Below are 26,489 nucleotides of genomic sequence, written 5' to 3'. Positions count from 1 at the left end.
CGCACGTTCACATGGCAACGGGGACGGCCGGCCCGGCTGCGGGACTGGCCGCGAGGGTGGTTGTCAGGAGGGTCGTCGTGGGGGAAGCGGATGTGCTCGATCTGGGGGAGTTCGGCGACGGGTTCAGGGCGGACCCGCATCCGGTGTACGCACGCCTGCGGGCCCGCGGCCCCGTGCACCGCGTCCGGCTGCCGGGTCATGACGCGGACCATGTGACCTGGCTCGTCGTCGGGTACGAGGAGGCGCGGGCGGCGCTCGCCGACCCCCGGCTGGCCAAGGACGTGAACAAGATCGGGACGCGGTTCCTGGACGAGGAGCTGATCGGCAAGTACCTCCTCGTCGCGGACCCGCCGCAGCACACCCGGCTGCGCGCGCTGGTCACCCGCGCCTTCACCGCACGCCGCGTGGAGGCCCTGCGGCCGCGGATCCAGGAGATCACCGACGAACTCCTCGACGCGATGATCCCGGGCGGCCGGGCCGACCTGGTGGACTCGTTCGCGTACCCGCTGCCCCTCACGGTGATCTGCGAACTGCTCGGCGTGCCCGAGATCGACCGTACGGCCTTCCGGAAACTGTCCTCTGAGGCGGTCGCGCCCACCGACGCGGAGAGCCACCACGACGCGTTCGTGCAGCTCGCCGCGTATCTCACCGACCTGATCGAGGACAAGCGGTGCGCCGGGCCGAGCGGCGACCTGCTCAGCGACCTGATCCGGACGACCGCCGAGGACGGCGACCGGCTGTCGCCCGAGGAACTGCGCGGTATGGCGTTCATCCTGCTGATAGCGGGCCACGAGACGACCGTCAACCTCATCACCAGCGGCGTCCACGCCCTGCTCACCCACCCCGCCCAACTGGCCGAACTGCGCGCCGACATGACCCTCCTCGACGGCGCGGTGGAGGAGATGCTGCGCTACGAAGGGCCGGTGGAGAACGCGACGTTCCGGTTCGCCGCCGAACCCCTGGAGATCGGCGGCACAGCCGTCGAGAAGGGCGAAGCGGTGATGATCGGCCTCACCGCGGCCGACCGTGACGGGGACCGCTATCCGGCCCCGGACCGCTTCGACATCCACCGCGACACCCGGGGCCACATGGCCTTCGGCCACGGCCTCCACTACTGCCTGGGCGCCCCACTGGCCCGCCTCGAAGCACGCACGGCGATAGGCACCCTGCTGGACCGCGCCCCCGCCCTGGCCCTGGCAGGCCCGCCCGGCGACTGGCTCCCCGGGATGCTGATGCGCGGGGTACGGAGCCTGCCGGTGCGCTGGTAGCCGGGCGGCGCGGGAACACTCGGGGCGTTGAGGGAACGGCCGAGAACGCCCTGGGAGTCGGCCGTACCCCCACTGGATCCGTTCCCCCCGGTCGTCGGTCCCGCGCTCACTCCCACCCGCCCGCGATCTCCGCGAGGTGGACGGGCCTGTGCTCCTGTCTGGACAGTTCGCAGGCCTCGGCGACGCGCAGGGCCTGGAGTGCCTCGCGGCCGTCACAGGGGTTGGCGCGCTCGCCTCGCACCACCTCCACGAACGCCGACAGCTCGGCCTCGTAGGCGGGCCCGAAGCGCTCCAGGAAGCCGGTCCAGGGCTTGCTCGCGGCCGGCGGTCCGGCCGGTTCGGTGGACGCGATGGGCGTACGGTCGTCCAGGCCCACGCCGACCTGGTCCAGCTCCCCGGCCAGCTCCATGCGGACGTCGTAGCCCGCGCCGTTCATCCGCGTCGCCGTCGCCGTGGCGAGCGTGCCGTCGTCCAGGGTGAGTACCGCGGCGGCCGTACCGATGTCGCCCGCCTCGCGGAACATCGAGGGACCGGTGTCCGACCCGGTCGCGTACACCTCGACGATCTCGTGCCCCGTCACCCAGCGCAGGATGTCGAAGTCATGGATCAGGGTGTCCCGGTACAGCCCGCCGGACAGCGGGAGGTACTCGGGCGGAGGCGGCGTCTGGTCCGACGTCGTCATGCGGACGGTGTGCAGACGGCCGAGCTTTCCGGAGCGCACGATGTCCCGGGCGCCCGTGTAGCCGATGTCGAACCGGCGCTGGAAGCCCATCTGAAGGATCGTTCCGGCCGCCTCCACCTCGGCGATCGCGGCCAGCGTGGCGGGCAGATCGAGGGCTATGGGCTTCTCGCAGAACACCGGGAGACCCGAGCGTGCTGCCCGACCGATCAGTTCGGCGTGGGCCGAGGTGGCCGCGGTGATCACCACCGCGTCCACGCCCCAGGTGAAGATCTCGTCGACACCGGGTGCGGCCGTGGCTCCTAAACGATGTGCCAGATCCTGTGCCCGCCCGCTGTCCGCGTCCGTGACGATGAGTGAGCCCCCTACCTCGCGGTGGCGGCTGAGGGTATTCGCGTGGAATGAACCGATACGGCCCGTCCCGATGACTCCGATGCGCATAAGAACCAAACTGGGGTCCGACCAGGTGCGCTGTCAATGCGTATGTCCGGACAATCGAACTACACAACTTCCCGTCAACAATCCCCGGAGCTACGCTCGGCCCGTGCCGAAACCAGATGTGGATCCCACAGCGCCGCTGGAACTGAGTGTGGACCGGAGCAGTCCGGTACCGCTCTACTTCCAGCTGTCCCAGCAGCTCGAAGCCGCGATCGAGCACGGAGCGCTCACCCCCGGCAGCCTGCTGGGCAACGAGATAGAGCTGGCCGGACGACTCGGCCTGTCCCGCCCCACCGTGCGCCAGGCCATCCAGTCCCTGGTGGACAAGGGCCTCCTCGTACGCCGGCGAGGCGTCGGCACGCAGGTCGTGCACAGCCAGGTCAAACGCCCGCTCGAACTGAGCAGCCTGTACGACGACCTGGAGGCGGCGGGCCAGCGCCCCGCGACCAAGGTCCTCGTCAACACGGTCGTGCCGGCCTCCGCCGAGGTCGCCGCCGCCCTCAACGTGGCCGAGGGCAGCGACGTGCACCGCGTGGAACGGCTGCGGCTGTCCCACGGCGAGCCGATGGCGTACCTCTGCAACTACCTGCCACCGGGCCTCTTCGACCTGCAGACCGCACAGCTGGAGGCCACCGGCCTCTACCGCCTGATGCGCGCCGCCGGAATCACCCTCCACAGCGCCCGCCAGTCGATCGGCGCCAGAGGAGCAACGGCGGAGGAGGCGGAACGCCTGACGGAGCGCGAAGGCGCCCCACTCCTCACGATGCAGCGCACAACCTTCGACGACACAGGCCGAGCAGTCGAATTCGGCACCCACACCTACCGCCCCACCCGCTATTCGTTCGAGTTCCAGCTACTGGTACGCCCCTGAAGGGGCGCGGGGAACTGCGCGAGCAACCACAACGCACCCGCACCCGGCAAAACACCCGCACCGCCCCATTGCTCCCCCGCGCGGCAACGAGACTTACGGTGAGGCAGAATCGCCGCAATGAGCACCTACCGCGACCTCGCACTCCCTCGGGCTCTCAGCGCAGCCAGTGGGGCCGGCGCCCCCATCGGTTCCCGCCGGGCCCCGGCGCTGCGTACCGTCGGCACGCGCGAGCGCCGTTCCCACCTCACAGCCCCCCGCGTGCCCACCGTCGGCATCGACATCGGCGGCACGAAGGTGATGGCGGGAGTGGTCGACGCCGACGGCAACATCCTGGAGAAGCTCCGCACCGAGACGCCGGACAAGTCCAAGAGCCCCAAGGTCGTCGAGGACACCATCGTCGAGCTGGTCCTCGACCTGTCCGACCGGCACGACGTGCACGCGGTCGGTATCGGCGCGGCCGGCTGGGTCGACGCCGACCGCAACCGGGTCCTGTTCGCGCCCCACCTGTCGTGGCGCAACGAGCCCCTCAGGGACCGCATCTCCGGCCGCCTCGCCGTCCCCGTCCTGGTCGACAACGACGCCAACGCCGCCGCCTGGGCGGAGTGGCGCTTCGGCGCGGGTCGCGGCGAGGACCACCTCGTCATGATCACGCTCGGTACGGGCATCGGCGGCGCGATCCTGGAGGACGGCCAGGTCAAGCGCGGCAAGTTCGGCGTCGCCGGCGAGTTCGGCCATATGCAGGTTGTGCCCGGCGGCCACCGCTGCCCGTGCGGCAACCGCGGCTGCTGGGAGCAGTACAGCTCCGGCAACGCGCTGGTCAGAGAGGCACGTGAACTCGCGGCGGCCGACTCCCCGGTGGCCTACGGGATCATCGAGCACGTCAAGGGCAACATCGCCGAGATCACCGGTCCGATGATCACCGAGCTGGCCCGTGAGGGCGACGCCATGTGCATCGAACTGCTCCAGGACATCGGCCAGTGGCTCGGCGTCGGCATCGCCAACCTGGCCGCCGCCCTGGACCCCTCCTGCTTCGTGATCGGCGGCGGTGTCTCCGCGGCCGACGACCTGCTGATCGGCCCCGCGCGGGACGCCTTCCGGCGCCAGCTGACCGGCCGCGGCTACCGCCCCGAGGCCCGCATCGCCCGCGCCCAGCTCGGCCCCGAGGCCGGCATGGTGGGCGCCGCCGACCTCGCCCGTCTGGTCGCCCGCCGCTTCCGGCGCGCGAACCGACGCCGCGTCGAACGGTACGAACGCTACGAGAAGTACGCCGAGACCCGCCGCACCTCCCAGGGGCCGCTGTGACCGCTTCCCTGCCCCGCCAGGCCATGGCCCCGGACGACCCGACCAGGCCCCCGGAGGACCGCGGCCACATGATCCGCCGTCGCGCCCTGACCCTGCTGATCATCGTGCTGCTCATCGGTGTCCCGGCCGGCTATCTGGTGATCTCCGCCAACCAGAGCCGTGACAGCGGCAAGGACAAGGAACGCAAGTGGGCGGCGCGCGGCCTCACCGAGGCCTGGCCCTCGAAGGTCCAGCGCCACATCTACGAGGTACCCGTCCCGCGCCAGGCCGACGGCAAGGGAATCGTGTCGACGAAGGTCGCCTACTACGAGACGAACAACTGGCGCACCAGCCGTCTGTACGTCCAGTTCATGACCACGAACGCGGGCCTGGACCACTTCTTCAAGGCCATGGGCGTGCCCCGCGCCAGTCTGGAGAAGGACAAGCTCACCATCAGCGCCCGCGACCAGAAGATCGTCGGCTGGGAGTTCAAGGATCCGGGCCCGTGGTGGGGTCTCGCCCACCAGCAGAAGAACCCGGCACCCACCCAGCACATCGTCGTGAAGTGGTCGCACCCCAACCACTACATGGTCTACGTCGTCTCGCGCACCACCCCCTGACGGGCCGGGCGACCGGGCTCCGGCCCGTCGCCGGGACCGATTGTCAGACCCCGCCCGTACAGTCGAAGACGTCCGACTCGACGGACACGACACGAGGGCGGGAGGTGACGCACGCATGAGCGACGAGACATCGGCAACAGCGGTGGCGGACGTGTCCGTGCGCCTCGCGGCCGTCTTCCTCCCGGCCCCGCTCCCGCGCGAGGGCCGCATCGCCTTCTGGGACCCGTCGGGGGACACAGGCCTGCCCGGCGAGGGCGACGCACACACGGAACTGACGGTCGTACGACGACACGGCGCCGGTGTCCGCCGCCGGACCACCCCCGCGCTGACGCTGCCCGTCGACACTGCGCTGCCGCTGCTCGTACGGGCCCGCCGCGAGCCCGCCGCCCATCCCGCCACGGCCTGCTGGGGCGCCGCCGCGCTGCACGCCCTGCGGCTCACCGCCCGCGGCAGGCTGCTGCCCGGGCTGACCCCCGTCGGCCACGACGCCTGGCGCGCGGGCCCGCTGGACCCCGACGACATCGCCCACCTCAGGGCCATCGCCGCAGCGCTGCCGTACGAGGGCCACGCGGTGCCCCTCCCCGGCGCGGGCCCCCTGCAACTGCCCGAGCCGGAGGCGCTCGTACGAGCCTTCCTGGACGCCGTCGCGGACACCCTCCCGCGCACCCCGGCGGCTCCGTACGCGGCGGGGCTGCCCTTCGCCGCGCGCGCGGCACAGCGGCTGCCGGACGCCCATGACTGGGCGGCGGAGGTCGCCGCGGGCATGGACGCGGGCGTGCGGATCTCGCTCCGCCTCGACCTGTCGGCGTACGAGCTGTTCGACGACCCCGACCGGGTGCGCAGCGCGGGCGCGGCGATCGTCCAGGTGCACAGCCTCGCCGACCCCACCCTGGTCACCGACGCGGCGACCCTGTGGGCGGGCACCGCGGACGCGGCCTTCGGGGCACGCGCCCGCGTGGACGCCGCCTTGGCGGTGCGCCGCGCGGCCCGCGTCTGGCCCCCGCTCGACCGTCTCACCGAGCAGGACGCGCCCGCCGTACTGGCACTCTCCGAGGAGGAGCTGTACGACCTGCTCGGTATGGCCGCGACCCGCCTCGCCGCCGCCGGAGTCGCCGTCCACTGGCCCCGGGACCTCGCCCAGGACCTGACCGCACAGGCGGTCGTACGCCCGGCGCCCGGCTCGGCGAAGGACGGCACCGGGTTCTTCGAGAGCGAGGAACTCCTCCAGTTCCGCTGGCAGTTGGCGCTCGGCGGAGATCCGCTCACCGAGGCCGAGATGGACGTCCTGGCCGAGGCCCACCGTCCCGTCGTACGCCTCAAGGACCAGTGGGTCCTGGTGGACCCCGCCCTCGTCCGCAAGGCACGCAAGCGCGAACTGGGCCTGCTCGACCCGGTCGACGCGCTCTCGGCCGCACTCACCGGCGAGGTGGAGGTCGACGGCGAGACCGTCGAGGCGGTCCCGGTCGGCGCGCTGGCGACCCTGCGCGACCGGCTCACGGTGGGCATCACCCCCGTGGAACCACCCCCGGGGCTGAAAGCCACCCTCCGCGACTATCAACTCCGGGGACTGTCCTGGCTGGACCTCATGACCTCCCTCGGTCTCGGCGGCTGTCTCGCCGACGACATGGGGCTCGGCAAGACGATCACCGTCATCGCCCTGCATCTGCGGCGGGCCCGCAGCGAGCCGACGTTGGTGGTCTGCCCCGCCTCCCTGCTGGGCAACTGGCAGCGCGAGATCACCAAGTTCGCGCCCGGCGTCCCCGTCCGCCGCTACCACGGCCCCGACCGCACCCTGGAGGACATGGGGGGCGGCTTCGTCCTCACGACGTACGGCACCATGCGGTCGACGGCGCCCAGGCTGGCCGAGCAGCCGTGGGGGATGGTCGTCGCGGACGAGGCGCAGCACGTCAAGAACCCGTACTCGGCGACCGCGAAGGCGCTGCGCACGATCCCGACCCCCGCGCGCGTGGCGCTCACCGGCACCCCCGTCGAGAACAACCTCTCCGAGCTCTGGGCCCTGCTCGACTGGACCACCCCCGGCCTCCTGGGCCCCCTGAAGTCCTTCCGCGCCCGGCACGCGCGCGCGGTGGAGACCGGTGAGGACGAGGAGGCGGTGGCCCGACTCGCCCGTCTGGTCCGCCCGTTCCTGCTGCGCCGCAAGAAGTCCGACCCGGGCATCGTCCCGGAACTCCCGCCGAAGACCGAGACCGACCATCCGGTCCCCCTGACCCGCGAACAGGCCGCGCTGTACGAGGCGGTGGTGCGCGAGTCGATGCTCGCCATCGAGACGACGGACGGCATCGCGCGCCGCGGCCTGGTGCTGAAGCTGCTGACCTCCCTCAAGCAGATCTGCGACCACCCCGCGCTGTACCTCAAGGAGGAGGCGCCGACGCCTGCCGCGAGCGACCGAATGGCGGCCCGTTCCGGCAAACTCGCCCTGCTGGACGAGCTGTTGGACACCCTGCTGGCCGAGGACGGCTCGGCCCTGGTGTTCACGCAGTACGTGGGGATGGCCCGCCTGATCACGTCCCACCTCGCGGCCCGCGCGGTCCCGGCGGAACTGCTCCACGGCGGCACCCCGGTCCCCGAACGGGAACGCATGGTGGACCGCTTCCAGGCCGGCGCGACCCCGATCCTGATCCTCTCCCTGAAGGCGGCGGGCACGGGCCTGAACCTGACACGCGCGGGCCATGTCGTCCACTTCGACCGCTGGTGGAACCCGGCGGTCGAGGAACAGGCCACGGACCGCGCCTACCGCATCGGCCAGACCCAGCCCGTCCAGGTGCACCGCCTGATCACCGAGGGCACGGTCGAGGACCGCATCGCGGAGATGCTCGAATCCAAGCGAGCCCTGGCCGACGCGATCCTCACCTCCGGCGAATCGTCCCTCACGGAACTGACGGACCGGGCACTGTCCGACCTGGTCTCACTGCGGAGGGCGGTGTGATGCCGACGGAGGAGCACGAGGACGGGCGCGGCCCGGCGGGGGAGAAGCCGGTGCGGGCCGAGCGCCCCCTGCCCGACGATCCCGGGCAGGACCGACCGGCCGACGAGCCGATTCCGGGCGAGCGCCCCCTGCCCGACGATCCCGGCCAGGACCGACCGGCCGACGCCGCCCGCAGGGCCCTGCGAGCCGCCCGGGAGCGCGCGACCCAGACGACGACGTCTGCGACACAGGGCGCGGTGCCGGGGACGGAGTCCGCGTGGGGCGTGGCACGCGCGGCGGCCGGGAAGCTCGCGGAACCCGAGAATCCTGGGCAGCGCGGGAGGCCCGCGGAGGCCGCGGGGCCCGAGACACGGCCGGGCGACGCGGCCCGTGCGGCGCTGCGGGGCGCGACGACACTGGCTGGGGGCGAGCGCCCGTCAGGTGTCTCGGCAGGGTCGGGCCCGGAGACCTTGGATGTTTCCGATGGTGCTTCGGATGTCTCCGATGCCCGGCACGCTCGTGCTGATGCGGGAGGCGGCTGGGGCGGGCGTCCTGGTGACGTTGCTCGTGGGGGGCTGCGGGGCGCGACGACATCGGCCGGGGGTGAGCGCCCGTCAGGTGTCTCGGCAGGGTCGGGCCCGGAGGACCCGGACGTACCCGACGTCGCCCCGGACGTCCCCGATGCCCCGCAGGCCCGTCCCGACGCGGGAGACCGCAAGAGCGGACGCCCCGGAGACGTCGCTCGCGAGGCCTTGCGCGCCGCGCGCGGTGAGGCTCTGCGGGCCCGGCTCGACGCGGAGGCGGCGGCAGCCCAGGCCGCGCGGCGGCCTGTCCGGCCCCTGCGTGCGCGTGACCGGAGTCCCGGGGACCGGGTGCGGGACGTACGGGAACTGCTCGCCGGTTCCTTCGAGTTGCCCGCCGACGAGTCCCCGGCGGCTTCGGTGCGGGACCCCGGAACCTCTGGCGCCGAGCCGCACACGGACCCTTCGCCGCCCGTGACCGTGGGGGAGGTCCTGCGTGCCGTCGCCTCGCCGACACCGGGGGACGACACCCCTGGCGTCGAGGCCGACGAAGCGACGGCAGGCGCGTCGAGCGACAGCCCGAACCCCCGGGCCACCACCGGGTTCCGACAGGCACCGCCGCCCCTCGCCGATCCCCACGACAGCGACAACGACACCTCACGCATCGCCTCCGTGCCCTCCTCCATGGCCGCACCTGGTCGTGACGGTGAGTTGCGCCGGACCTTCCCCGCGCTGCGGGCCCCGGGGAACCGGGACGCGTCCGAGGGCGTCGGCTTCGCGGAGAGCTGGTGGGGGAACGCCTGGGTGACCGCCCTGGAGGAGGGCGCGTTGGACGTCGCCCGGCTGGTGCGGGGGCGCGGGTACGCCGAGAAGGGGCACGTCGATGCCATCACGGTGACACCGGGGCTCGTACTCGCCTACGTACAGGGCTCCCGCCCCCGGCCGTACCGCGTACAGGTGCGGCTGCGCACCCTCGGCGGCCAGGAGTGGGAGCGGTTCCTGGAAGCCGCCGTGGAGCGGCCCGGGCACATCGCCGCGCTGCTCGACAAGGAGCTGCCCCAGTCCCTCGCCGACTGCGGGGCCCCGCTGCTGCCCGGCCCCGGCGACCTCGAACCCCGGTGCAGCTGCCCCGACTCAGGACACCCCTGCAAACACGCCGCCGCCCTCTGCTACCAGACCGCCCGCCTCCTCGACGCCGACCCCTTCGTCCTGCTCCTCCTGCGGGGCCGGGGCGAGCGGGAAGTGCTCGATGAGTTGTCCCGGCGTAACGCGGCCCGTGCCGCCCGTGCCGCGCAGGAGCAGCAGACGGCGGCCTTCCCCGGGGTCCGGGCCTCCGACGCGCTGGCCCCGCGCACCCTCCCGCCGCTCCCGGCACCGCTGCCTCCCCGCCCGCACCCCGAGCCGCCCCCGGCCTACCCGGCGGCCCCGGGCGGCCCGGACCCCTTCGCGCTGGACCAGTTGGCGACGGACGCCGCCGCCCGCGCCCACACCCTGCTCACCGCAGGCCACGACCCGGTCGGCGAGCTGACCCTGTGGCAGGACGCCGTACGGCTCGCCGCCGCCCGCCCCGGCTCCGGCCTCACCGCGGGCACCCGCGCCCTCTACTCCTCGCTCGCCAGAGCCGCCGGCCGCACCCCGGCCGACCTGGCGCGCGCGGTGGCCGCCTGGCGGCAGGGCGGGCTCGACGGACTGGAGGTCCTCGAGGAGGAGTGGGACCCGCCGGCGGGGCGCTTCGACCGCGCCCGCCCCCTCCTCCGCGCCGCCGACCTCCCCGCCTTCAGACCCTGGCGCAACCACCTCACCCACCCGCGCGGCCACATACAGCTCCGCCTGGGCCGCGACGGCCTCTGGTACGCGTACGAGTCCGAACCGGGCCACGACGACTGGTGGCCCCGAGGCACCCCCGACCCGGACCCGGTCGGCGCCCTCACCGGCCTCGGCAACCCTGGCGACGAGAGGCAGAAAGGCGGATAGAAACGGATAGAAAACGTATCCCGAACCGTCCCGCCGACCGCTCTCCGACGCATGCCGCAGGGCGTCCCACATGCAGTAACGTCGAGCCGTGACGGACAACGGGAGCAGCGAACGGCCATCAGCGCGTGCGGGCCGCCCCGGGCAGCGGAAGCGGGCCGACGCGCACCACGGCGCCAAGGAGCGGCCCAGCACGATGCAGGTCCGTAGGGGCTCCAGCCGTGCGTGAACGGCTGGAGGTCCTCGGTGCGAGGCTCGGGGATTTCCGGTAGGAGTGGTGAACCGTTGAGCGGATTCAGGTGTGGCACGTGGCTCTCGGCCCACGCGATCCATGCCTCGGCTTCCTCTCCGGCCGGCCCGGGCGGCAGAGCCTCTGCATGAAGTCGGAGTGCGCCGACGTCCTCGACGAGGCCGGCTGCGCGCTGAGGCTGCGGATGTTGGACGACCGCCACAGGGCTCTCCGTGACGGGCGTGTCCGGTCAGAAGGCGGCGATGCCCTCCATGCCGGACTCGTCGAAGGCGGGCAGGCCCTCGGCCGTCGTGACCTTGGTGAGGGCGCCATTGGCCTCGACGCGGAAGCCGTCGACGGTGCCGGAGACGGCGTTCTGGACGTAGACGAACTTCTCGTCCTGCGTCACGGCGAGGTCGATCACGCCCTGCGATGTGGCGGAGGGCGGGGTGGCGATGCCCACCTCGTTGGTCAGGGAGAGCGTGCCGCGCTTGTCCATGCGGTACCCGGTGACCGTGGAGTTGCCGGTGTTGCCGCCGTAGAAGTAGTTGCCCGCGCGTTCCAGCCAGCACAGGGTCTCCTGGCCGTTGGCCAGCGGCTGCTGAAGGACCTTCAGTTTGCCGTCGTGCTTCACCTGGTACGTGGTGACCGTGGACTTCTCGGCCTCGGCGACCAGCATCCGCTTCCCGGTCCCGTCGAAGCTGATCGCGAACGGGACGCCGCCGGCCGACTTGTTGACGACGGGTTCGGCGACGGCTGGGAGGCCGTTCCGCTTCATCGGGAAGACCTCGACGGTGTTGTTGGACTTGGTGGTGACGACCAGGTTGCGGCCGTCCGGGGTGAACTCCACCTCGCCGGGCGAGCTGGAGAACAGAGGGATGTCCTCGTTGTCCAGGCCCAGGGAACGGTGAGACCCCTGCAGCGGCTTGAGCCCCTTGCCGGTGATCCTGAAGCCCTGGACGCTGCCCCCGCCGCCCGCGTTCATGACGTACGCGATCCTGCCGTGCACCGCGATGCTCGCCGGGAACTCTCCACCGGAGTCCACGACGCGCCTGTCCGTCAGCTGCTGCCCTTCGACGCGGAAGGAGGTCACTGTGCCGCTGCCCGCGTTGACGGCGAGCAGCCTGCCCGAAGCCTCGGCGTAGATGAGTGAGCCCTGGGAGGCGAGCGAGTCGGTGGGTGCGTCGACCTGGTCACCGCCCTTGCCGCCGGTCCGGTAGGTCCCCGAGGGACTCAACTTGCCGTCGTCGCCCCGCGCGAACACATGGATGGTGTTGCCGTCCAGCTCGTTGCCCTGGACGAAGACGGCGTGGTCGGCCCCGACAGCGCTCTCGGAGTACTGACTGGCCGAAGCCACGGTCACGGCCACGGTGACCGCCGTCGCGGCGGCGAGGGCTCCGCCGCCGATCATGATGCGCCGTGTCCTGGACTTCGCCCGGTGACCGCCGGGGGTGCCGGCGGTCCGGCTCGTGCGGTCGTCGTCCCGGTGGCTGCTGTGCATGGTCACGTCCCGTTCCTCTGTGTCTGCGCGGTGCCGTCCACGGTTGCGGACGGCACCAGAGTGGGTCGTGGGAGCGATGTGCCGGTGAGGAATGGGGATCGCGTCAGACTCTCGTAAGAGTCCTGGTGACGGAGCGACAGGGCTTTCTGCGTACGGCAGGCGACGAATCGTCCGGAGGACGGCCAAGGTCTTACGGAACCCTTACGAGGCCGCATCGGGGACCCTCACGCGCCTACGCTCGCAGGCGTGTTGACCATCCGAAGTATTGCTCTCGTGACGACCGCCCCCCTTGTGCTGGCTGCGGCGGGCCTCGCGCATCCGCACGGGCTGTCCAGGTCGACGGCCTCGGACTGGACGCAGTTGCACATCGCGCTGTTGCCGGTCTTTCCGCTGCTCACGGTCGGCCTCCTGGTCCCTCTCCGGCATCGGCCTCGACCCGGCCTCACGGGCTTCGCCACCGTGGTGGCCTGGGCGGGTGCCTTCGTCTACGCGGCCTTCTACACCGGGCTCGACGCGGTCGCGGGTATCGCGGCCGGGACCGCGGTCGAGCACGCCGGCGAGACAGCGAGCCTCGGGCCGGTCAAGCGCCCGCTCTATGACACGGGTGAGGCGCTCGGGCAGGCCGGCGCCTACGCCCTCATCGGCGCCATCGCGGCCACGGCGGTCGCGCTGCTCCCGAAGTACGGCGCCCGAATCCTGCCCGGAACGGTGGTGCTCCTCGCGGCAGGCTGGTCCTTCGTCGACAGCCACATCTTCTGGCCACGCGGCGTATGGACGATGCTCGGCTTCGCCCTGGGCTTCGCGCTGCTCGCCTGGGGGACCGGGAGGAGCGCCCCCACCGGCGAAGCAGGCATGCTTCCCGGCCGCCGAGCGGGCGATCACGGGACTGGAGGGTGAAGTGATCTGTCGGGCGGGAGCGTGCCGGGCCCGGCACAGCCGGTCACCAGCCGGTCAGCAGCAGGTGATTGAGAAGCAGGGCGACCACGGCCTGCGCGGCGAGCCAGATGCGCGGTCCGGTCAGGAACGCACCTGAGGTGAGCAGCCACATGGCGAACGGCAGCCAGATGCGCTCGGTCTCCGCCTTGCTCATCCCGGACAGATCGGCGATGAGCAGAGCGGAGAACGTCGCGGCGATGAGCAGGGCGAGGCGGAGGTCGGGGGAGGCGCCGGTACCGTCCGACCGGGGCACGAGCCGCCGGCGGAGGGCGGGGACGACACGTAGGGGAGCGCTGTGGCGGTCGGGTGTCCGGACGGGCGGCGGAGCGACGGGGGAGGAATGTGCCCTGAGCCGTGCCGCAGCCCCAAGGAGCGTGGCGACGGTGCGCCGCAGGCCCGCCACTGTCGCCGGGCCCACGACCAGGACCGTGCAGGCGAGGTTGGCCCACACCCAGTAGCCGTAGGGCCGGATGCCGCCGGCGCCCTGGTAGTAGCGCTCGGCCAGGAGGTGGTACGCCTCCCACCAGTTGAAGCCCGCGAGGGTGAACGCGAGCGGAACGATGGTGACTCCGGCGAGGGCGTAGGGCAGGGGCCGGGTCCGGCGCGGGCCGCCGAGCAGCACGGCGGCGCCCGCGATGACGGCGAAGAGGGTGAGGCCGTAGGAGAGATAGCAGGTGAGGCCGAAGAGGAGGCCGGAGGCGAAACCGGTGAGCCGGGGCCGGTGTCCGGTGACCGCGAGGGCGAGGAACGCGATGGTCCAGGCGGCGACCGCCGCGAAGTACCCGTCCGCGGACGTCCCCATCCACACCGCGGCGGGCGCCATCACCAGGAACGGTGCCGCCCGGCGTGCGAGGGCCTCGCTCGCGAGCGCCCGCACGGCGACCAGTACCGCCACGCAGGCCGACGCGCCGACGGTGATGCAGAAGACTCCGGCCCAGGCCCCACCGCCGAGTCCGACCCGGTCGAGCAGGACGAACGTGACCGTCGCCGCCGGGGGATGGCCCGCGACATGTGGGGGCCAGTGGTCGGGGGAGTGCAGCAGGATGTGCTGGGTGAAGTCCCGCAGGGTCGCGGGGATGTCCTGGAAGCGGTCGATGACCTGCAGGTACTCGTACCTGGTCGTGAGCCGGACCGCGATTCCGCGTTGCCAGCCGTCGATCAGTGCCAGTGACCACGTCCAGGCCATCGCCGTGCCCCAGGCGGCGCCGAGCAGCGCGCGCCACTGCAGCCGGGCGGCCAGCTGCGGGCCGTACGCCACGACGCCGACCGCGACGACGAGTGCCGTCGGGGTGCCGGGGCCGATGTGGGGGCCCCAGTTGGCGTACAAGGGAGGCCAGCCCACGTGCAGGGAGCCGTGCTCCCGCTGGATCGTGGTGCCGACCAGCGCGGCCGTCACGACGAGCAGTGTGGCGGCCACGGTCGCGTACAGGTCTCGGAGAAGATCACGGGTCACGACGGGAACGCTAGGCCGCGTGGACCGTGCCGAGGCCGCCGCCCGTGCGGACGTCAGCGTTTCGTCATGTGTCGAAGGCCCCTTCCCGCAGCTGTACCGCCCTACGGTCGGCGCATGTCACGGTTGCCCGCCCCACCCTCCTCGCCCACATCCCCCGGTTTCTGGCGCAGTCCGGTGCGCGGACCCTGGTTCACCTCCGTCCTCGGTGTCGTGCTGCTCGGCGGGATCACCGCGCTGTTCGTGACGGGACTGCTGTCGTACGCCGCCTACAATCCGGACCTCGCGCGGGTGAACGACAAGACCCCGGACAAGGGCCTTCTCGGCTTCTACCTCTTCGCCTGGCCGACGCGTCCGTACTGGCTGTACCGGCTCAACCAGGGCGTCCATGTCACGCTCGGAATCACGCTCGTGCCTGTCCTGCTGGCCAAGCTGTGGTCGGTGGTGCCGAAGCTGTTCGCGCTGCCGCCGGCCCGGTCGCTCGCGCACGCACTGGAGCGGGTCTCCCTGCTGCTTCTGGTCGGCGGCGTGCTGTTCGAGTTCGTGACGGGTGTGCTCAACGTCCAGTTGGACTACGTCTTCCCCGGCTCCTTCTATCCGCTGCACTTCTACGGCGCCTGGGTGTTCTTCGCCGCGTTCGTGGTGCACGTGGTGCTCCGGGCCCCCGCTGCCGTACGCAATGTGCGTCGAATGCGGGCGGGGAAAGGCTCTCACGAGGAGACGGGCTTTCCTCTGGTCTCCCCGCGGCCGGCCGAGCCCACTGTGTCCCGGCGCGGGGCGCTGTGGCTGGTCGGGGGTGGTTCGCTGCTGCTGTTCGGGACCACGGCGGGACAGAACTTCGACGGACCGCTCAGGCGGACCGCCCTCCTCGCGCCGCGCGGGGGTGCCGATCCGGGCAGTGGCCCCGGCGGCTTCCAGATCAACAAGACGGCCGCGTCCCGGGGGATCAGCGCGCGGGAGACGAGCGAGGACGCGTGGCGGCTGGTCGTCACCGGGCCATCCGGGACCCTCCGGCTGAGCCGCGCGGAACTGCTCGAACTGCCGCTGCACAGTTCGGCGTTGCCCATTGCCTGTGTGGAGGGGTGGTCCACCGGCGACCAGTGGTGGCGGGGCGTACGGCTGCGGGAACTCGCCACCCTCGTCGGGTACGACACGGACGCGGCGCCCGACGTCTTCGTGGAGTCCCTCCAGCGGCGTGGCGCCTTCCGCGAGGCCGCCCTGCGGTCCAACCAGGTGCGTGACCCGCGTTCGCTGCTGGCCCTGGACGTCAACGGTGAGCCGCTGACCCCCGACCACGGCTACCCGGCCCGGATCATCGTGCCCGCGGCGCCCGGTGTGCTCAACACCAAGTGGGTGGCCCGGATGACGTTCGGAGACCTGTGATGCGCAGAGCGTTCCCTTCGCTGGGAAGTCCCCTACAGGTTCTGCTCCTGGCCTGCTCGTTCGCGCTCGCGGGGTACGCGGGCATGCGTCTGCTGTACGGGGACCGGCTCGGGGTGACGTTGTGGTTCGTGGGCGCGGCGGTGCTGCACGACCTGGTGTTCCTGCCGCTGTACGCGGCCGTGGACCGGGCGGTCACCGGTGTGCTCGGTGCCGTCGGCCGCCGGGAGCGGGCCCTGTACGTCCGGGTGCCGGCGGCCCTGTCCGGACTCCTGCTGCTGGTGTGGTTCCCGCTCATCAGCGGCCGGGTCGCGGACAGCTACGAGTCGGCCACCGCCCTGTCCGCGGACGGGTTCCTCACCCGCTGGCTGCTGATCACCGCCGTACTGTTCGGTGGTTCCGCCCTGCTGCTGGTGCTGCGGCTGCGCAGGGAGACGAAGCAGCGGCCACCGGCCGACCACTGATCGACCGCTCGCCAGCCCAGAGGGCGGGCGTACCGCAGCAGCGCCGGGGTGCCGAGCCGGGCCCAGGGGAACGCGGCGCCGGTGGCGCCCCGTACGTCGGTGCCGCGCACGATGTGGACATCGGCGCGTTCGTCCACGTCCACCGGGACCGTCTCGGCGATCAACAGGCCGTCAGGCAGCAGTAGTTGGGCCAGCCTGTGGAGCAGGGCGCGTGGGTCGCCGCCGATGCCGAGGTTGTCGTCCAGGAGCAGGGCGGTGTTCCAACGGCCCTCGCCCGGCAAGGGCTCGAAGACCGAGCGCGACAGGGCAGGCCCGCCGAGGCCCACGGTGTGGGCGACCGCGGCCTCGCTGACGTCGATGCCGAGCGCGGTCCGGCCCCGGGCGGCGAGTTCCGTGACCAGCCTTCCCGGCCCGCACCCGACGTCGAGGACGGCACCCTCACACCGGTCCAGGACCAGCCGGTCCACGGCGTCGGCCCGCGTACACCACCGCTCCACGTCCAGCGGCAGCAGCCAGCCGTCGGCGCGGCGCAGGAAGAGTGGTCCGTGGCCGGCCCGGAGGGCGTCGGCGTAGGGGTCGGCGGACCAGCTGTGCCCGGAGGTGTCCCGCGCCACCACCTCCCGCGCTGTGCTCATCGGCGGCCGGCCGTCCGCAGCCGGGCGAGTTCCGCGGCGAAGCAGCCGTGCGGCGCCATGGCGGCGACCGCTTCGGCGTCGGCCGCTGTGTCCACGTCCCGCAGCCGCGGCAGATCGCGCACCCGCAGGCCCGCGGCGACCAGCCGGTCGCGCTGGACGGCGCCGGTGGCCGGCGTCGACATCGGGACGCCGCGCAGCAACTCGGGGTCCGGTTCCGCCAGTCCGAGCGCCCAGAAGCCGCCGTCGTCGGCCGGACCGAAGCAGGCGTCGTACCCGTCGAAGTCCACAGTGAGCAGGCCCGGGGTGACCTGCGGTGTGTCCATCCCGATCAGCAGCGCCGGGCCGTCGCAGCCGGCGAAGGCCGCGGCCAGCCTCTTGTCGAGGCCGCCCGCGCACTGCGGTACGACGTCGAAGCCGGGCGGCAGCCAGGGCCCGGCCGTCCCGTCGAGGACCAGGACCCGGCGCCGGGCGGGTGTCCCGGCCACCGTTCGCAGGGTGTCCGTGAGGGCCGCCTCGGCGAGCGCCGCGGCCTCCTCGGGCGTGAACGGCGGAGTGAGCCGGGTCTTCACCCGTCCCGGCCGGGGTTCCTTGGCGATGACGAGCAGGGTGGTCATCGGCGGATCCCCCTCTGAGCCCGGGACTGCGCGGCGGTCGCCTCGGGTACGACGGGTGCTTCGGCCAGGACGCGGCTCATGTCCCGTACCGCCTGCCAGGTGCCGCGCCATGTTCCGGTCACCTTCGAGGCACCGGAGCGCGGCAGGTACGGGACGTCGTGCTCGGTGACGCGCCAGCCCGCGTCGGCGGCGCGCACGACCATCTGCAGGGGGTAGCCGCTGCGCCGGTCGGTCAGGTCCAGGCCCAGCAGAGCCTTGCGGCGGGCGGCGCGCAGGGACCGAGGTCGTGCAGGCGCAGCCCGGTACGTCGGCGCAGCATCAGGGAGAGCGCGAGATTTCCGGCCCGGGCATGGACGGGCCAGGCACCCCGGCCCTGCGGCCGGCGCCGCCCGAGCACCAGATCAGCCTCCCCGCCCAGCACTTCGCGTACGAAGGGCACGAGCAGGGCCGGATCCAGCGTGGCGTCGCAGTCGCAGAAGCACACGATCTCGGCCGTCGCGGCAGTCAGCCCCGCATGGCAGGCGGCGCCGAAGCCGCGCCGGGCTTCGTGCACGACGGTCGCCCCGCGCTCGCGGGCGATCTCGGCCGAGCCGTCGGTGGAGCCGTTGTCCACGACGACGGCGCGCCAGCCGGGAGGGATGCGGTCGAGTACCCACGGCAGGGCCTCGGCCTCGTTCAGACAGGGGAGGACGACATCGACGTCCTCGGGTGCGGAAGAGGTCATCACGACTTTCACCCTACGAACGTGAATGGCGCATATCGGGCTTCGGCTCCTTACGAAACGCGGACGTCGGTGCCTGCGGACGGCTGGAGGGCGCCGCGCGCGAGCACGTGGTGCGAGGCTGGCCGTATGGAACAGCAGCCGTACGCGTCACCGGCGGACACCCCCGCCGGCCGAAGGACCGTGGGTGCCCGCGTCCTCGTGGTCGACGACGACCCCACGGTCGCGGAGGTCGTCTCGGGCTACCTCGATCGCGCCGGGTACCTCGTGGACCGGGCCGGGGACGGGCCGAGCGCCCTGGCCGGCGCCGCCGCCCACTGGCCCGACCTGGTGGTTCTCGATCTGATGCTGCCCGGCATGGACGGGCTGGAGGTGTGCCGCCGGATGCGTGCACGCGGCCCCGTCCCGGTCATCATGCTCACCGCCCGGGGCGACGAGGACGACCGCATCATGGGCCTGGAGGTGGGCGCGGACGACTACGTCACCAAGCCGTTCAGCCCTCGCGAGCTGGTGCTGCGAGTGGAGTCCGTACTGCGTCGCACGACGCCCCTCGCGGGCACGCGGTCTTTCGGTGCGGCCGGGCTCACCGTGGACCCGGCCGCGCGCCGCGCCGCCAAGAACGGCGCCGAACTCGCCCTCACCCTCCGGGAGTTCGACCTCCTGGCGTTCTTCCTCCGCCATCCGGGCCGGGCGTACAGCCGCGAGGACCTGATGCGGGAGGTGTGGGGCTGGGACTTCGGTGACCTCTCGACCGTCACCGTCCACGTCCGCCGGCTGCGCAACAAGGTCGAGGACGATCCCGCCCGGCCCCGGCTGGTCCAGACGGTGTGGGGCGTCGGCTACCGCTTCGATCCGGTCGGTTCCTCCGGCCAGGGCGAGGAGTGATCATGCGCGACACCCTCCTCATCGCCCTGTACGCCCTCCTCGGCGCCGGTGCGGCCGGGCTGCTCGGCGCGGGAACCCTGTGGCTGCTGCGCCGCCGCTCCCTGACCACCTCTCTCACCGTCGTGGCCTCGGTCGCCGTGACCGCGATGCTCGCGGGCACGCTGGCCGTGGCGCAGGCGATGTTCCTGTCCGCGCACGACCTTTCGGTGGTGACGACGGTGGTCGCGATGGCGGCCGTCGTCTCCCTGGCCACCGCGCTGGTGCTGGGCCGCTGGGTGGTCGCCCGCAGTCGCGAACTCACCCTCGCCGCCCGCTCCTTCGGCGACGGCGGCGACTTCACCGCACCCCACGGTCCGGTCACCGCCGAACTCGCCGCGCTCAGCCGCGAACTGGAGGCCACCAGCGCGAAGCTGGCCGATTCCCGCGAGCGCGAACGCGCCCTCGAGTCCTCCCGCCGGGAACTCGTCGCCTGGATCTCGCACGACCTGCGCACCCCGCTCGCGGGACTGCGCGCGATGTCCGAGGCGCTGGAGGACGGCGTCGCCACCGACCCAGGACGCTACCTGCGCCAGATCCGCACCGAGGTCGAACGCCTCAACGACATGGTCGGCGACCTCTTCGAACTCTCCCGCATCCACGCCGGCAGTCTGGCTCTGTCGCTCTCCCGGATGTCCGTCTACGACCTGGTCGGAGATGCCCTCGCCGGGGCGTATCCACTGGCCCACGAGCACGGGGTGCGACTCGTCGGGGACCGCGTCGAGCCGCTGCCGGTGGAGGTGGACGGCAAGGAGATGAGCCGCGTCCTGGGAAACCTACTGGTCAACGCGATCCGGCGCACCCCCATGGACGGCACGGTCATGGTGGCCGCCGAACGCTCGCCGGCCGGCGTGATGCTGTCCGTCTCGGACAGTTGCGGCGGCATCCCCGAGGAGGACCTGTCCCGTGTGTTCGACACCGGCTGGCGCGGCACCCACGCCCGCACGCCTCCGGCGGGCGCCGGGCTCGGTCTCGCCATCGTGCGCGGCATCGTGGAGGCCCATCAGGGCCGCGCCACGGTCCGCAACATCCCCGGCGGCTGCCGCTTCGAGGTGGTGCTGCCCGCTGCCGCTTCCTGAAACGGGCAGCACCACCGGTCCAAGGGCGCTACGCGCCACGCATCCCGGCCCGCGCGAACTCCCGCATACCCTGCGCGAAGCCGACCTCCGGCTTCCACCCCAGCTCCACCCGCAGCCGGGACGAGTCCGCCGTGATGTGCCGCACGTCCCCCAGCCGGTACTCGCCGGTCACGACCGGCTCGGGCCCGCCATACGCGGCGGCCAACGCCCGCGCCATCTCCCCGACGGTGTGCGGCTCACCGCTGCCCGTGTTGTACGTGGTGAGCGCGCCGGAGGCCGCATCGGCCTCCAGCGCCGTCACGTTGGCCGCCGCGACATCCCGTACGTGCACGAAGTCCCGCCGCTGCCTGCCGTCCTCGTACACACGCGGGGCCTCACCCCGGCCGAGCGCCGACCGGAAGAAGGAGGCGACCCCGGCGTAGGGGGTGTCCCGCGGCATCCGAGGCCCGTACACGTTGTGGTAGCGCAACGAGACCGCCGAGCCGCCCGTCGACCGCGCCCACGCGGCGGCCAGATGCTCCTGGGCGAGCTTGGTGGTGGCGTACACGTTACGAGGGTCCACCGGCGCGTCCTCGGAGACCAGCCCCGGCGACAACTCCTCCGCGCACACCGGACACCGGGGCTCGAAACGCCCGGCCGTCAGGTCGGTGACGGCCCGGGGCCCCGGCCGCACCACTCCGTGCCGCGCGCACGTGTAGCGCCCTTCCCCGTAGACCACCATCGACCCGGCCAGCACCAACCGCCGCACGCCCTTCTCTGCCATGGCCGTGAGCAGTACGGCGGTGCCGAGGTCGTTGCGGGAGACGTACTCCGCCGCGTCGGCGAACCCGGTGCCCAGTCCGACCATGGCCGCCTGATGGCACACGGCGTCCATACCGGGCAGGGCACGGGCCACAGCCTCTTGATTTCGCACGTCCGCGTCCGGGTCGTCACACACGTCGAACACGACAGGCTCGTGCCCGCGCGCCTGAAGTGCCTCGACGACATGGGACCCGATGAACCCGGCACCGCCGGTGACCAGTACACGCATGCGGCCACGGTAGGGCGGATCACCCGTCGTGGTCCCGGGCCGCGCCCGCCACGTCACGGCTCCGTAAGACAACGCGCTGCCGTCCGCACGGCCGCTCCTGGCAGGGGTGCCCGAGCCGCCGGGACGTCGGCGTGGCACCTGCCGCTACCCGGGCGCCAGAATCGCCGAGTAGCGCGGCCCTCGTCGATCCACGCGCCGAGGACGTCATCCCCCGCGAGAGCGGTCCTGGCGACGAGGATCCAGCCGCGCCCGCTCGGGTGGGAACGGGCGCCGATTGCACGGGAGCCCGCCTCGCGGGCTGATCGCGTCCGACCCCGACGGCGCTGCGGACACGCCGCTGGGCGGCTGGGCGTTCCGGTACGGCCGTGAAGCCGTTGCCGGAGACAAGTTCCGACCGGGCCGCACTCTGGACGACGGGGTCCCGTTGCTCGGGCACGCGACCTCGCAGCCTTCTCGCGGCTGTGGCCCGGACGCGACGACCCGTTCGCCCAGCGCGTGAACGCTGTCCCGTGGGCGAACTCGAAGCCCTTGTCGCCGACGACATCGACGCCGTCAAGCGTGAACCACGCGACGTGGTCATCACCGGCAGCCTCAGCCTCGTGCACCTGCTCAGGGCCGAGGGCCTGATCGACGAGTACCGGCTGCTGACCTCCCCTGCCGCCCTCGGCACGGGCGACCGGCTCTTCTCCGCCAGCGGCCCTCACCCGCCACCGCAAGGCCGCCCGATGACCGCCCGCCTCATGGCCCTGTACGAGGCGCCCGCCGATCCCGCAGCATTCGACCGGGCGAAACACGAGCCCTTCCCATCGGAGGTGGTTCGCCCTGCCGGCCACATACGAGCGGGCGCCAGAAGGCCGAGGACATATCGCGCGCCCACGACCAGTCGGGACGACTTCGGGGGCGACCGCGGTCGCCGTACATATCTGCGCGTTCCCCAGTCAGGGCTGTGGGGCGCAGCCCATCTCCGCGGTGAAGACCACGGGGTCGCAGTCGAACCCGCGGAGGATCTCGTGAAACTCCCAGGCTCCGGAAGCGTCCCGGGTGAACTCGGCGACCGTCAACGCGGTGGATCCGGAGAAGTGCCCGAAGTCGTCCTTCAGAAGCTCCTTGTACCCGTCGACCACCAGCACTCCGACGTTCGACAGGTCGCCGAATGTCTTGGGGCCGCTGTTCTGGTGGATCGCCACGCCTACGACCACCCGTGCGAAGGAGGAAGCGAGGCGATCGAGCTCCAGGGTCATCGCTTCGACGTAGCCGAAGCCCTGACCGGTCTGGCTGTGCCGGCTCATGTTGATGGTGCCGTCCGGTGAGCGGTTGTCGAAGTGGACGACGTACACAGGCCGCCCGTAGGGGGCATCCGCCGAGTAGGTCGTGGCGATGATGTCGAGATGGTGAGGCGGTTGATTCCAGGGACTCGGATCCCACTTGAGCCGTACCTCGGCTTTCCTCACTCCCTGGCTGTCACTGCTCACCGGATCGCTGCCTCTCCCATGCCGAGCCACCACGGGACGGTCCCCCGCAAGGGTAAGTATGGCTCTCGGTCAACCTGTTGAAGCTTTCCTCAGCGGGCCGGTCCAGCAGCCGCGCGCCGATCACCGCGGTCTGGAGCCTGTGGCGGTGGGCGGGGTTGGCGCCGGTGAGTTCGTGTATGCGTTCGAGGCGGTAGGTCAGGGCGCGCACGCTGAGGGTGAGGCGGCAGTGGCTTGCCGGTAAGGCGGAGGACCTGGAAGAGAGCACTGTCCACAGCTACACGATGACCGTGGGTCGTGTCCGGGGGAAGCTCGGGCACATCCGACTGCAGGAACTGACAGAGGATCACGTCGAGGCGTGGATGAGGTGGGAGCTTGAGGAGGGCCGCGTCCGGGGTGGCAGGACGCGCGAGGGTCTGGGGGCGACCTCGGTGGAGATGTCCCTGGCGCGGCTGGAGGAGGCACTGAACCGGGCGGTGGCCCGTCGCCTGGTTGCCGTGAATGTTGCCCCCGGACCACGAAGCGCTGGTATGTGAAGCCGGATGTGGAGGATCTTCGTCCGGCGGCGGATACTTGGGGAGGTCTGGCGAGTGTCCCCGCCCCCGTTCCTGCAGAGAATGTGTGATGTGGGAGCGTGAAGGGGTGAGTGAGAAGAACGTCGAAATCCTGCAATACCGCTTTGACGGGCCAGAACAGGCTCCGGTCCTGGTCCTGGGGTGCTCCCTCGGTGCTACGTGGCACATGTGGGACCGGCAGGTGCCGGAGCTGGTGAGGCAGTGGCGGGTCTTCCGTTTCGACCTGCCCGGGCACGGCGGTGCCCCCGCGCACCCCGCCGGATCGGTCACCGACCTGGCCACCCGCCTGCTCGCCACGCTCGACGCGGTCGGCGTGCAGCGCTTCGGCTACGCGGGCTGCGCGCTCGGCGGCGCGATCGGCGCCGAACTGGCGCTGCGCCACCCGGAGCGGCTGGCCTCGCTCGCGCTGATCGCGGCCTCGCCCCGCTTCGGGACGGCCGACGAGTTCCGCCAGCGCGGGGTGATCGTCCGGACGAACGGGCTCGACCCCATCGCCCGTACCTCTCCCGAGCGCTGGTTCACCAGCGGCTTCGCCGCCGCGCAGCCCGCGATCACCGAGTGGGCCGTACAGATGGTCCGCACCACCGACCCCGGCTGCTACATCGCGGCCTGCGAATCCCTCGCCTCCTTCGACGTACGGGGCGAACTGGCCCGAGTCGGTGTGCCGACCCTCGTCCTCGTCGGCTCCGACGACCAGGTGACCGGCCCCGCCGAGGCCCGCACCCTCGTCGCGGGCATACCGGACGCCCGGCTCGCGGTGGTGCCCGGCGCCTCGCACCTGGTCCCGGTCGAGCAGCCCGCGGCCGTCACCGACCTCCTCGTACGCCACTTCTCGACGGCCTGGCAGCCCGCGTACGACAACCCGACCGGCCAGACGGCCATCTCGGCGGCGCCGCTCAAGCCGGTGCTGACCGCCGCACAGCCGATCACCCCCATCGCGGAGATCGCGCCGGCCGCCGCACAGTCCGGCGGGCAGAGCCGCCCGGACCAGTACGACGCCGGGATCAAGGTCCGGCGCGAGGTGCTCGGCGACGCGCACGTCGACCGGGCGCTGGCGCAGGCGGACGAGTTCTCCGGGGACTTCCAGGAGTTCATCACCAGATACGCCTGGGGCGAGATCTGGAACCGGCCGGGCCTCGACCGGCGCTCCCGCAGCTGTGTCACCCTCACCGCCCTCGTCGCGGGAGGCCACCTCGACGAACTCGCCTTCCACACCCGTGCAGCCCTCCGCAACGGCCTCACCCCGGCCGAGATCAAGGAAGTACTGCTCCAGGCCGCCGTCTACTGCGGGGTACCGGCCGCGAACAGCGCGTTCAAGGTGGCCCAGCAGGTCATCCGCGAGGAGACGACCCCCGAGGAGTGACCGGGGAAGCCTGGTGGTGAAACCACCAGGCTCGGCGGCCCACCACCCCGGCCCACGCGGCAGGATGGGACGCATGAAGCTCACGAAGAAGTCGCACGCCTGCATCCGTCTGGAGAAGAACGGGCAGACGCTCGTCCTGGACCCCGGGGGATTCAGCGAGGAGGACGCCGCGGCCGGCGCCGACGCGATCCTGGTCACCCACGAGCACGCCGACCACTTCGACGAGGGACGCCTGCGCGCCGCCCTGGACGCCAACCCGGCCGCCGAGCTCTGGACCCTCGCCTCGGTCGCGGAACAGCTCTCCGCGGCCTTCCCTGGCCGCGTCCACACCGTCGGCCACGGCGACACGTTCACCGCCGCGGGCTTCGACGTCCAGGTCCACGGCGAACTGCACGCCGTGATCCACCCGGACATCCCGCGCATCACGAACGTCGGCTACCTCGTCGACGGCGCCGTCTTCCATCCCGGCGACGCCCTCACCGTCCCCGATCACCCGGTCGAGACCCTGCTGCTCCCAGTCATGGCCCCGTGGAGCAAGGTCTCCGAGGTCATCGACTACGTCCGAGAGCTCAAGCCGCGCCGTGCGTACGACATCCACGACGCCCTGCTCACGGACCTCGCCCGCCCGATCTACGACCGCATGGTCGGCGGCCTGGGCGGCGCCGAGCACCACCGCCTCGCGCCGGGGACCTCGGCGGAGGTCTGAGCCGCGTTGTCAGACCCGGCGGGTAGGTTGTGGGGCATGCGTATCGCGACCTGGAACGTGAACTCGATCACCGCCCGCCTGCCGAGGCTGCTGGCCTGGCTGGAGAGCACCGGCACGGATGTGCTGTGCCTCCAGGAGGCCAAGGTCGCCGCCGAGCAGTTCCCCACCGACCAGCTGCGCGAGCTGGGCTACGAGGCGGCGGTCAACGCGACCGGCAGGTGGAACGGCGTCGCGGTGATCTCCCGCGTGGGCCTGGAGGACGTGGTGCGGGGCCTGCCCGGCGACCCCGGCTACGAGGGCGTCGAGGAGCCCCGTGCCATCTCCGCGACCTGCGGCCCGGTCCGCGTCTGGTCGGTGTACGTGCCGAACGGCCGCGAGGTGGACCACCCCCACTACGCCTACAAGCTCCAGTGGTTCGAGGCCCTGAAGGCAGCGGTCGCCGACGACGCGGCGGGCAGCCGCCCGTTCGCGGTCCTGGGCGACTACAACGTGGCCCCGACGGACGACGACGTCTACGACCTCGCCGCCTTCGAGGGCCTCACGCACGTCACCCCGGCGGAGCGAGCGGCCCTCACGTCCCTGCGCGAGGCGGGCCTGACGGACGTCGTCCCCCGCCCCCTGAAGTACGACCACCCGTTCACGTACTGGGACTACCGCCAGCTCTGCTTCCCCAAGAACCGCGGCATGCGCATCGACCTGGTGTACGGCAACCAGGCTTTTGCCGGGGCGGTGAAGGACGCGTACGTCGACCGCGAGGAGCGCAAGGGGAAGGGGGCGTCGGATCACGCCCCTGTGGTGGTGGACCTGGAGGTGTAACGGTGCCTGCACCCCCCCAGGGACG

The 26,489-nt window shown here is 72.2% G+C and carries 21 protein-coding genes and 3 pseudogenes; 15 read left to right on the top strand and 9 right to left on the bottom strand.

The annotated features are described in order from the left end of the window. Positions 1-77 precede the first annotated feature (77 nt). A complete protein-coding gene (locus LUX31_RS07295) occupies positions 78-1,268 on the top strand; it encodes a cytochrome P450 family protein (protein ID WP_235473953.1) in 1,191 nt (396 codons plus the stop codon). Positions 1,269-1,374: 106 nt separating this feature from the next. Here LUX31_RS07295 and LUX31_RS07290 read toward each other — a convergent pair whose 3' ends face one another. Beyond that, positions 1,375-2,388 carry a Gfo/Idh/MocA family protein gene (locus tag LUX31_RS07290; RefSeq protein ID WP_235473952.1) on the bottom strand — a complete coding sequence of 338 codons (1,014 nt, stop codon included), beginning with the start codon at positions 2,386-2,388 and terminating at the stop codon, positions 1,375-1,377. Positions 2,389-2,506: 118 nt separating this feature from the next. On the opposite strand from LUX31_RS07290, the gene LUX31_RS07285 reads away from it, so the two are divergent. From LUX31_RS07285 to LUX31_RS07260, 6 genes are all read left to right on the top strand, one after another. Continuing rightward, positions 2,507-3,256: a GntR family transcriptional regulator gene (locus LUX31_RS07285; protein ID WP_235479826.1), complete on the top strand. Its 750-nt coding sequence runs from the start codon at positions 2,507-2,509 to the stop codon at positions 3,254-3,256. A gap of 117 nt (positions 3,257-3,373) precedes the next feature. After that, positions 3,374-4,558 (top strand): ROK family glucokinase, encoded by a 1,185-nt coding sequence (locus LUX31_RS07280; RefSeq protein WP_235473951.1) that lies wholly within the window; start codon positions 3,374-3,376, stop codon positions 4,556-4,558. After that, on the top strand, positions 4,555-5,157 hold the full coding sequence (locus LUX31_RS07275; RefSeq protein ID WP_235473950.1) for a sugar kinase: 603 nt from the start codon (positions 4,555-4,557) through the stop codon (positions 5,155-5,157). The genes LUX31_RS07280 and LUX31_RS07275 overlap by 4 nt, the downstream gene beginning before the upstream one ends. Before the next feature lie 115 nt (positions 5,158-5,272). Further along, the gene (locus LUX31_RS07270) at positions 5,273-8,104 is read left to right on the top strand and encodes a DEAD/DEAH box helicase (protein WP_235473949.1); all 2,832 of its coding nucleotides are present in this window, start codon (positions 5,273-5,275) and stop codon (positions 8,102-8,104) included. Continuing rightward, positions 8,104-10,578: an SWIM zinc finger family protein gene (locus LUX31_RS07265; RefSeq protein WP_235473948.1), complete on the top strand. Its 2,475-nt coding sequence runs from the start codon at positions 8,104-8,106 to the stop codon at positions 10,576-10,578. Before LUX31_RS07270 ends, LUX31_RS07265 begins: the two co-directional genes overlap by 1 nt. Before the next feature lie 88 nt (positions 10,579-10,666). After that, positions 10,667-10,804 carry a hypothetical protein gene (locus tag LUX31_RS07260; protein ID WP_235473947.1) on the top strand — a complete coding sequence of 46 codons (138 nt, stop codon included), beginning with the start codon at positions 10,667-10,669 and terminating at the stop codon, positions 10,802-10,804. Positions 10,805-11,054: 250 nt separating this feature from the next. Here LUX31_RS07260 and LUX31_RS07255 read toward each other — a convergent pair whose 3' ends face one another. Then, complete coding sequence (locus LUX31_RS07255; protein ID WP_235479825.1) at positions 11,055-12,305, bottom strand: lactonase family protein; 1,251 nt, start codon at positions 12,303-12,305, stop codon at positions 11,055-11,057. A 273-nt stretch (positions 12,306-12,578) separates the two neighbouring features. Here LUX31_RS07255 and LUX31_RS07250 point away from each other — a divergent pair, with 273 nt between their 5' ends. Beyond that, the gene (locus LUX31_RS07250) at positions 12,579-13,202 is read left to right on the top strand and encodes a hypothetical protein (protein ID WP_235473946.1); all 624 of its coding nucleotides are present in this window, start codon (positions 12,579-12,581) and stop codon (positions 13,200-13,202) included. Between the two features lie 43 nt (positions 13,203-13,245). Here the strand turns inward: LUX31_RS07250 and LUX31_RS07245 are convergent, their stop codons facing one another. Then, positions 13,246-14,694, bottom strand: coding sequence for a hypothetical protein (locus tag LUX31_RS07245; RefSeq protein WP_235473945.1), 1,449 nt, complete (start codon positions 14,692-14,694; stop codon positions 13,246-13,248). Positions 14,695-14,808: 114 nt separating this feature from the next. Between LUX31_RS07245 and LUX31_RS07240 the strand changes: the two genes are divergently transcribed. After that, a complete protein-coding gene (locus LUX31_RS07240) occupies positions 14,809-16,074 on the top strand; it encodes a molybdopterin-dependent oxidoreductase (RefSeq protein ID WP_235473944.1) in 1,266 nt (421 codons plus the stop codon). Between the two features lie 316 nt (positions 16,075-16,390). Here the strand turns inward: LUX31_RS07240 and LUX31_RS07235 are convergent, their stop codons facing one another. The 3 genes and pseudogenes from LUX31_RS07235 to LUX31_RS07225 form a co-directional block, all read right to left on the bottom strand. Next, a complete protein-coding gene (locus LUX31_RS07235; RefSeq protein ID WP_235473943.1) occupies positions 16,391-17,170 on the bottom strand; it encodes a class I SAM-dependent methyltransferase in 780 nt (259 codons plus the stop codon). Next, positions 17,167-17,784: a TIGR04282 family arsenosugar biosynthesis glycosyltransferase gene (locus tag LUX31_RS07230; protein ID WP_235473942.1), complete on the bottom strand. Its 618-nt coding sequence runs from the start codon at positions 17,782-17,784 to the stop codon at positions 17,167-17,169. The genes LUX31_RS07235 and LUX31_RS07230 overlap by 4 nt, the downstream gene beginning before the upstream one ends. Beyond that, positions 17,781-18,508: pseudogene (locus LUX31_RS07225) on the bottom strand (glycosyltransferase family 2 protein). The gene LUX31_RS07230 and the pseudogene LUX31_RS07225 overlap by 4 nt, the downstream one beginning before the upstream one ends. A gap of 126 nt (positions 18,509-18,634) precedes the next feature. On the opposite strand from LUX31_RS07225, the gene LUX31_RS07220 reads away from it, so the two are divergent. Both LUX31_RS07220 and LUX31_RS07215 read left to right on the top strand, forming a co-directional pair. Then, positions 18,635-19,390: a response regulator transcription factor gene (locus LUX31_RS07220; protein ID WP_235473941.1), complete on the top strand. Its 756-nt coding sequence runs from the start codon at positions 18,635-18,637 to the stop codon at positions 19,388-19,390. A gap of 2 nt (positions 19,391-19,392) precedes the next feature. Further along, on the top strand, positions 19,393-20,505 hold the full coding sequence (locus LUX31_RS07215; RefSeq protein WP_235473940.1) for a sensor histidine kinase: 1,113 nt from the start codon (positions 19,393-19,395) through the stop codon (positions 20,503-20,505). 28 nt (positions 20,506-20,533) lie between these two features. On the opposite strand, the gene LUX31_RS07210 is transcribed toward LUX31_RS07215, so the two are convergent. Further along, a complete protein-coding gene (locus LUX31_RS07210; protein ID WP_235473939.1) occupies positions 20,534-21,535 on the bottom strand; it encodes an NAD-dependent epimerase/dehydratase family protein in 1,002 nt (333 codons plus the stop codon). 365 nt (positions 21,536-21,900) lie between these two features. Here LUX31_RS07210 and LUX31_RS37635 point away from each other — a divergent pair. Continuing rightward, positions 21,901-22,176: pseudogene (locus LUX31_RS37635) on the top strand (hypothetical protein); the annotation flags it as partial. Between the two features lie 297 nt (positions 22,177-22,473). Here LUX31_RS37635 and LUX31_RS07200 read toward each other — a convergent pair. Continuing rightward, a complete protein-coding gene (locus tag LUX31_RS07200) occupies positions 22,474-23,007 on the bottom strand; it encodes a TerD family protein (protein WP_235473938.1) in 534 nt (177 codons plus the stop codon). 85 nt (positions 23,008-23,092) lie between these two features. Continuing rightward, a pseudogene (locus LUX31_RS07195) lies at positions 23,093-23,230 on the bottom strand (PucR family transcriptional regulator); the annotation flags it as partial. Positions 23,231-23,646: 416 nt separating this feature from the next. Here LUX31_RS07195 and pcaDC point away from each other — a divergent pair. From pcaDC to LUX31_RS07180, 3 genes are all read left to right on the top strand, one after another. Further along, positions 23,647-24,942, top strand: a complete 1,296-nt coding sequence (gene pcaDC / locus LUX31_RS07190) for a bifunctional 3-oxoadipate enol-lactonase/4-carboxymuconolactone decarboxylase PcaDC (protein WP_235473937.1) — start codon at positions 23,647-23,649, stop codon at positions 24,940-24,942. A gap of 73 nt (positions 24,943-25,015) precedes the next feature. Beyond that, on the top strand, positions 25,016-25,648 hold the full coding sequence (locus LUX31_RS07185) for an MBL fold metallo-hydrolase (RefSeq protein WP_235473936.1): 633 nt from the start codon (positions 25,016-25,018) through the stop codon (positions 25,646-25,648). Between the two features lie 36 nt (positions 25,649-25,684). Next, positions 25,685-26,464 (top strand): exodeoxyribonuclease III, encoded by a 780-nt coding sequence (locus LUX31_RS07180; RefSeq protein WP_235473935.1) that lies wholly within the window; start codon positions 25,685-25,687, stop codon positions 26,462-26,464. Positions 26,465-26,489 lie beyond the last annotated feature (25 nt).

The organism is Streptomyces sp. GQFP (genome assembly GCF_021545335.1).
Classification (GTDB): Bacteria; Actinomycetota; Actinomycetes; order Streptomycetales; family Streptomycetaceae; genus Streptomyces.
The sequence above is the reverse complement of the archived record's forward strand: the minus strand, read 5'-3'. Positions and strand labels throughout refer to the sequence as shown.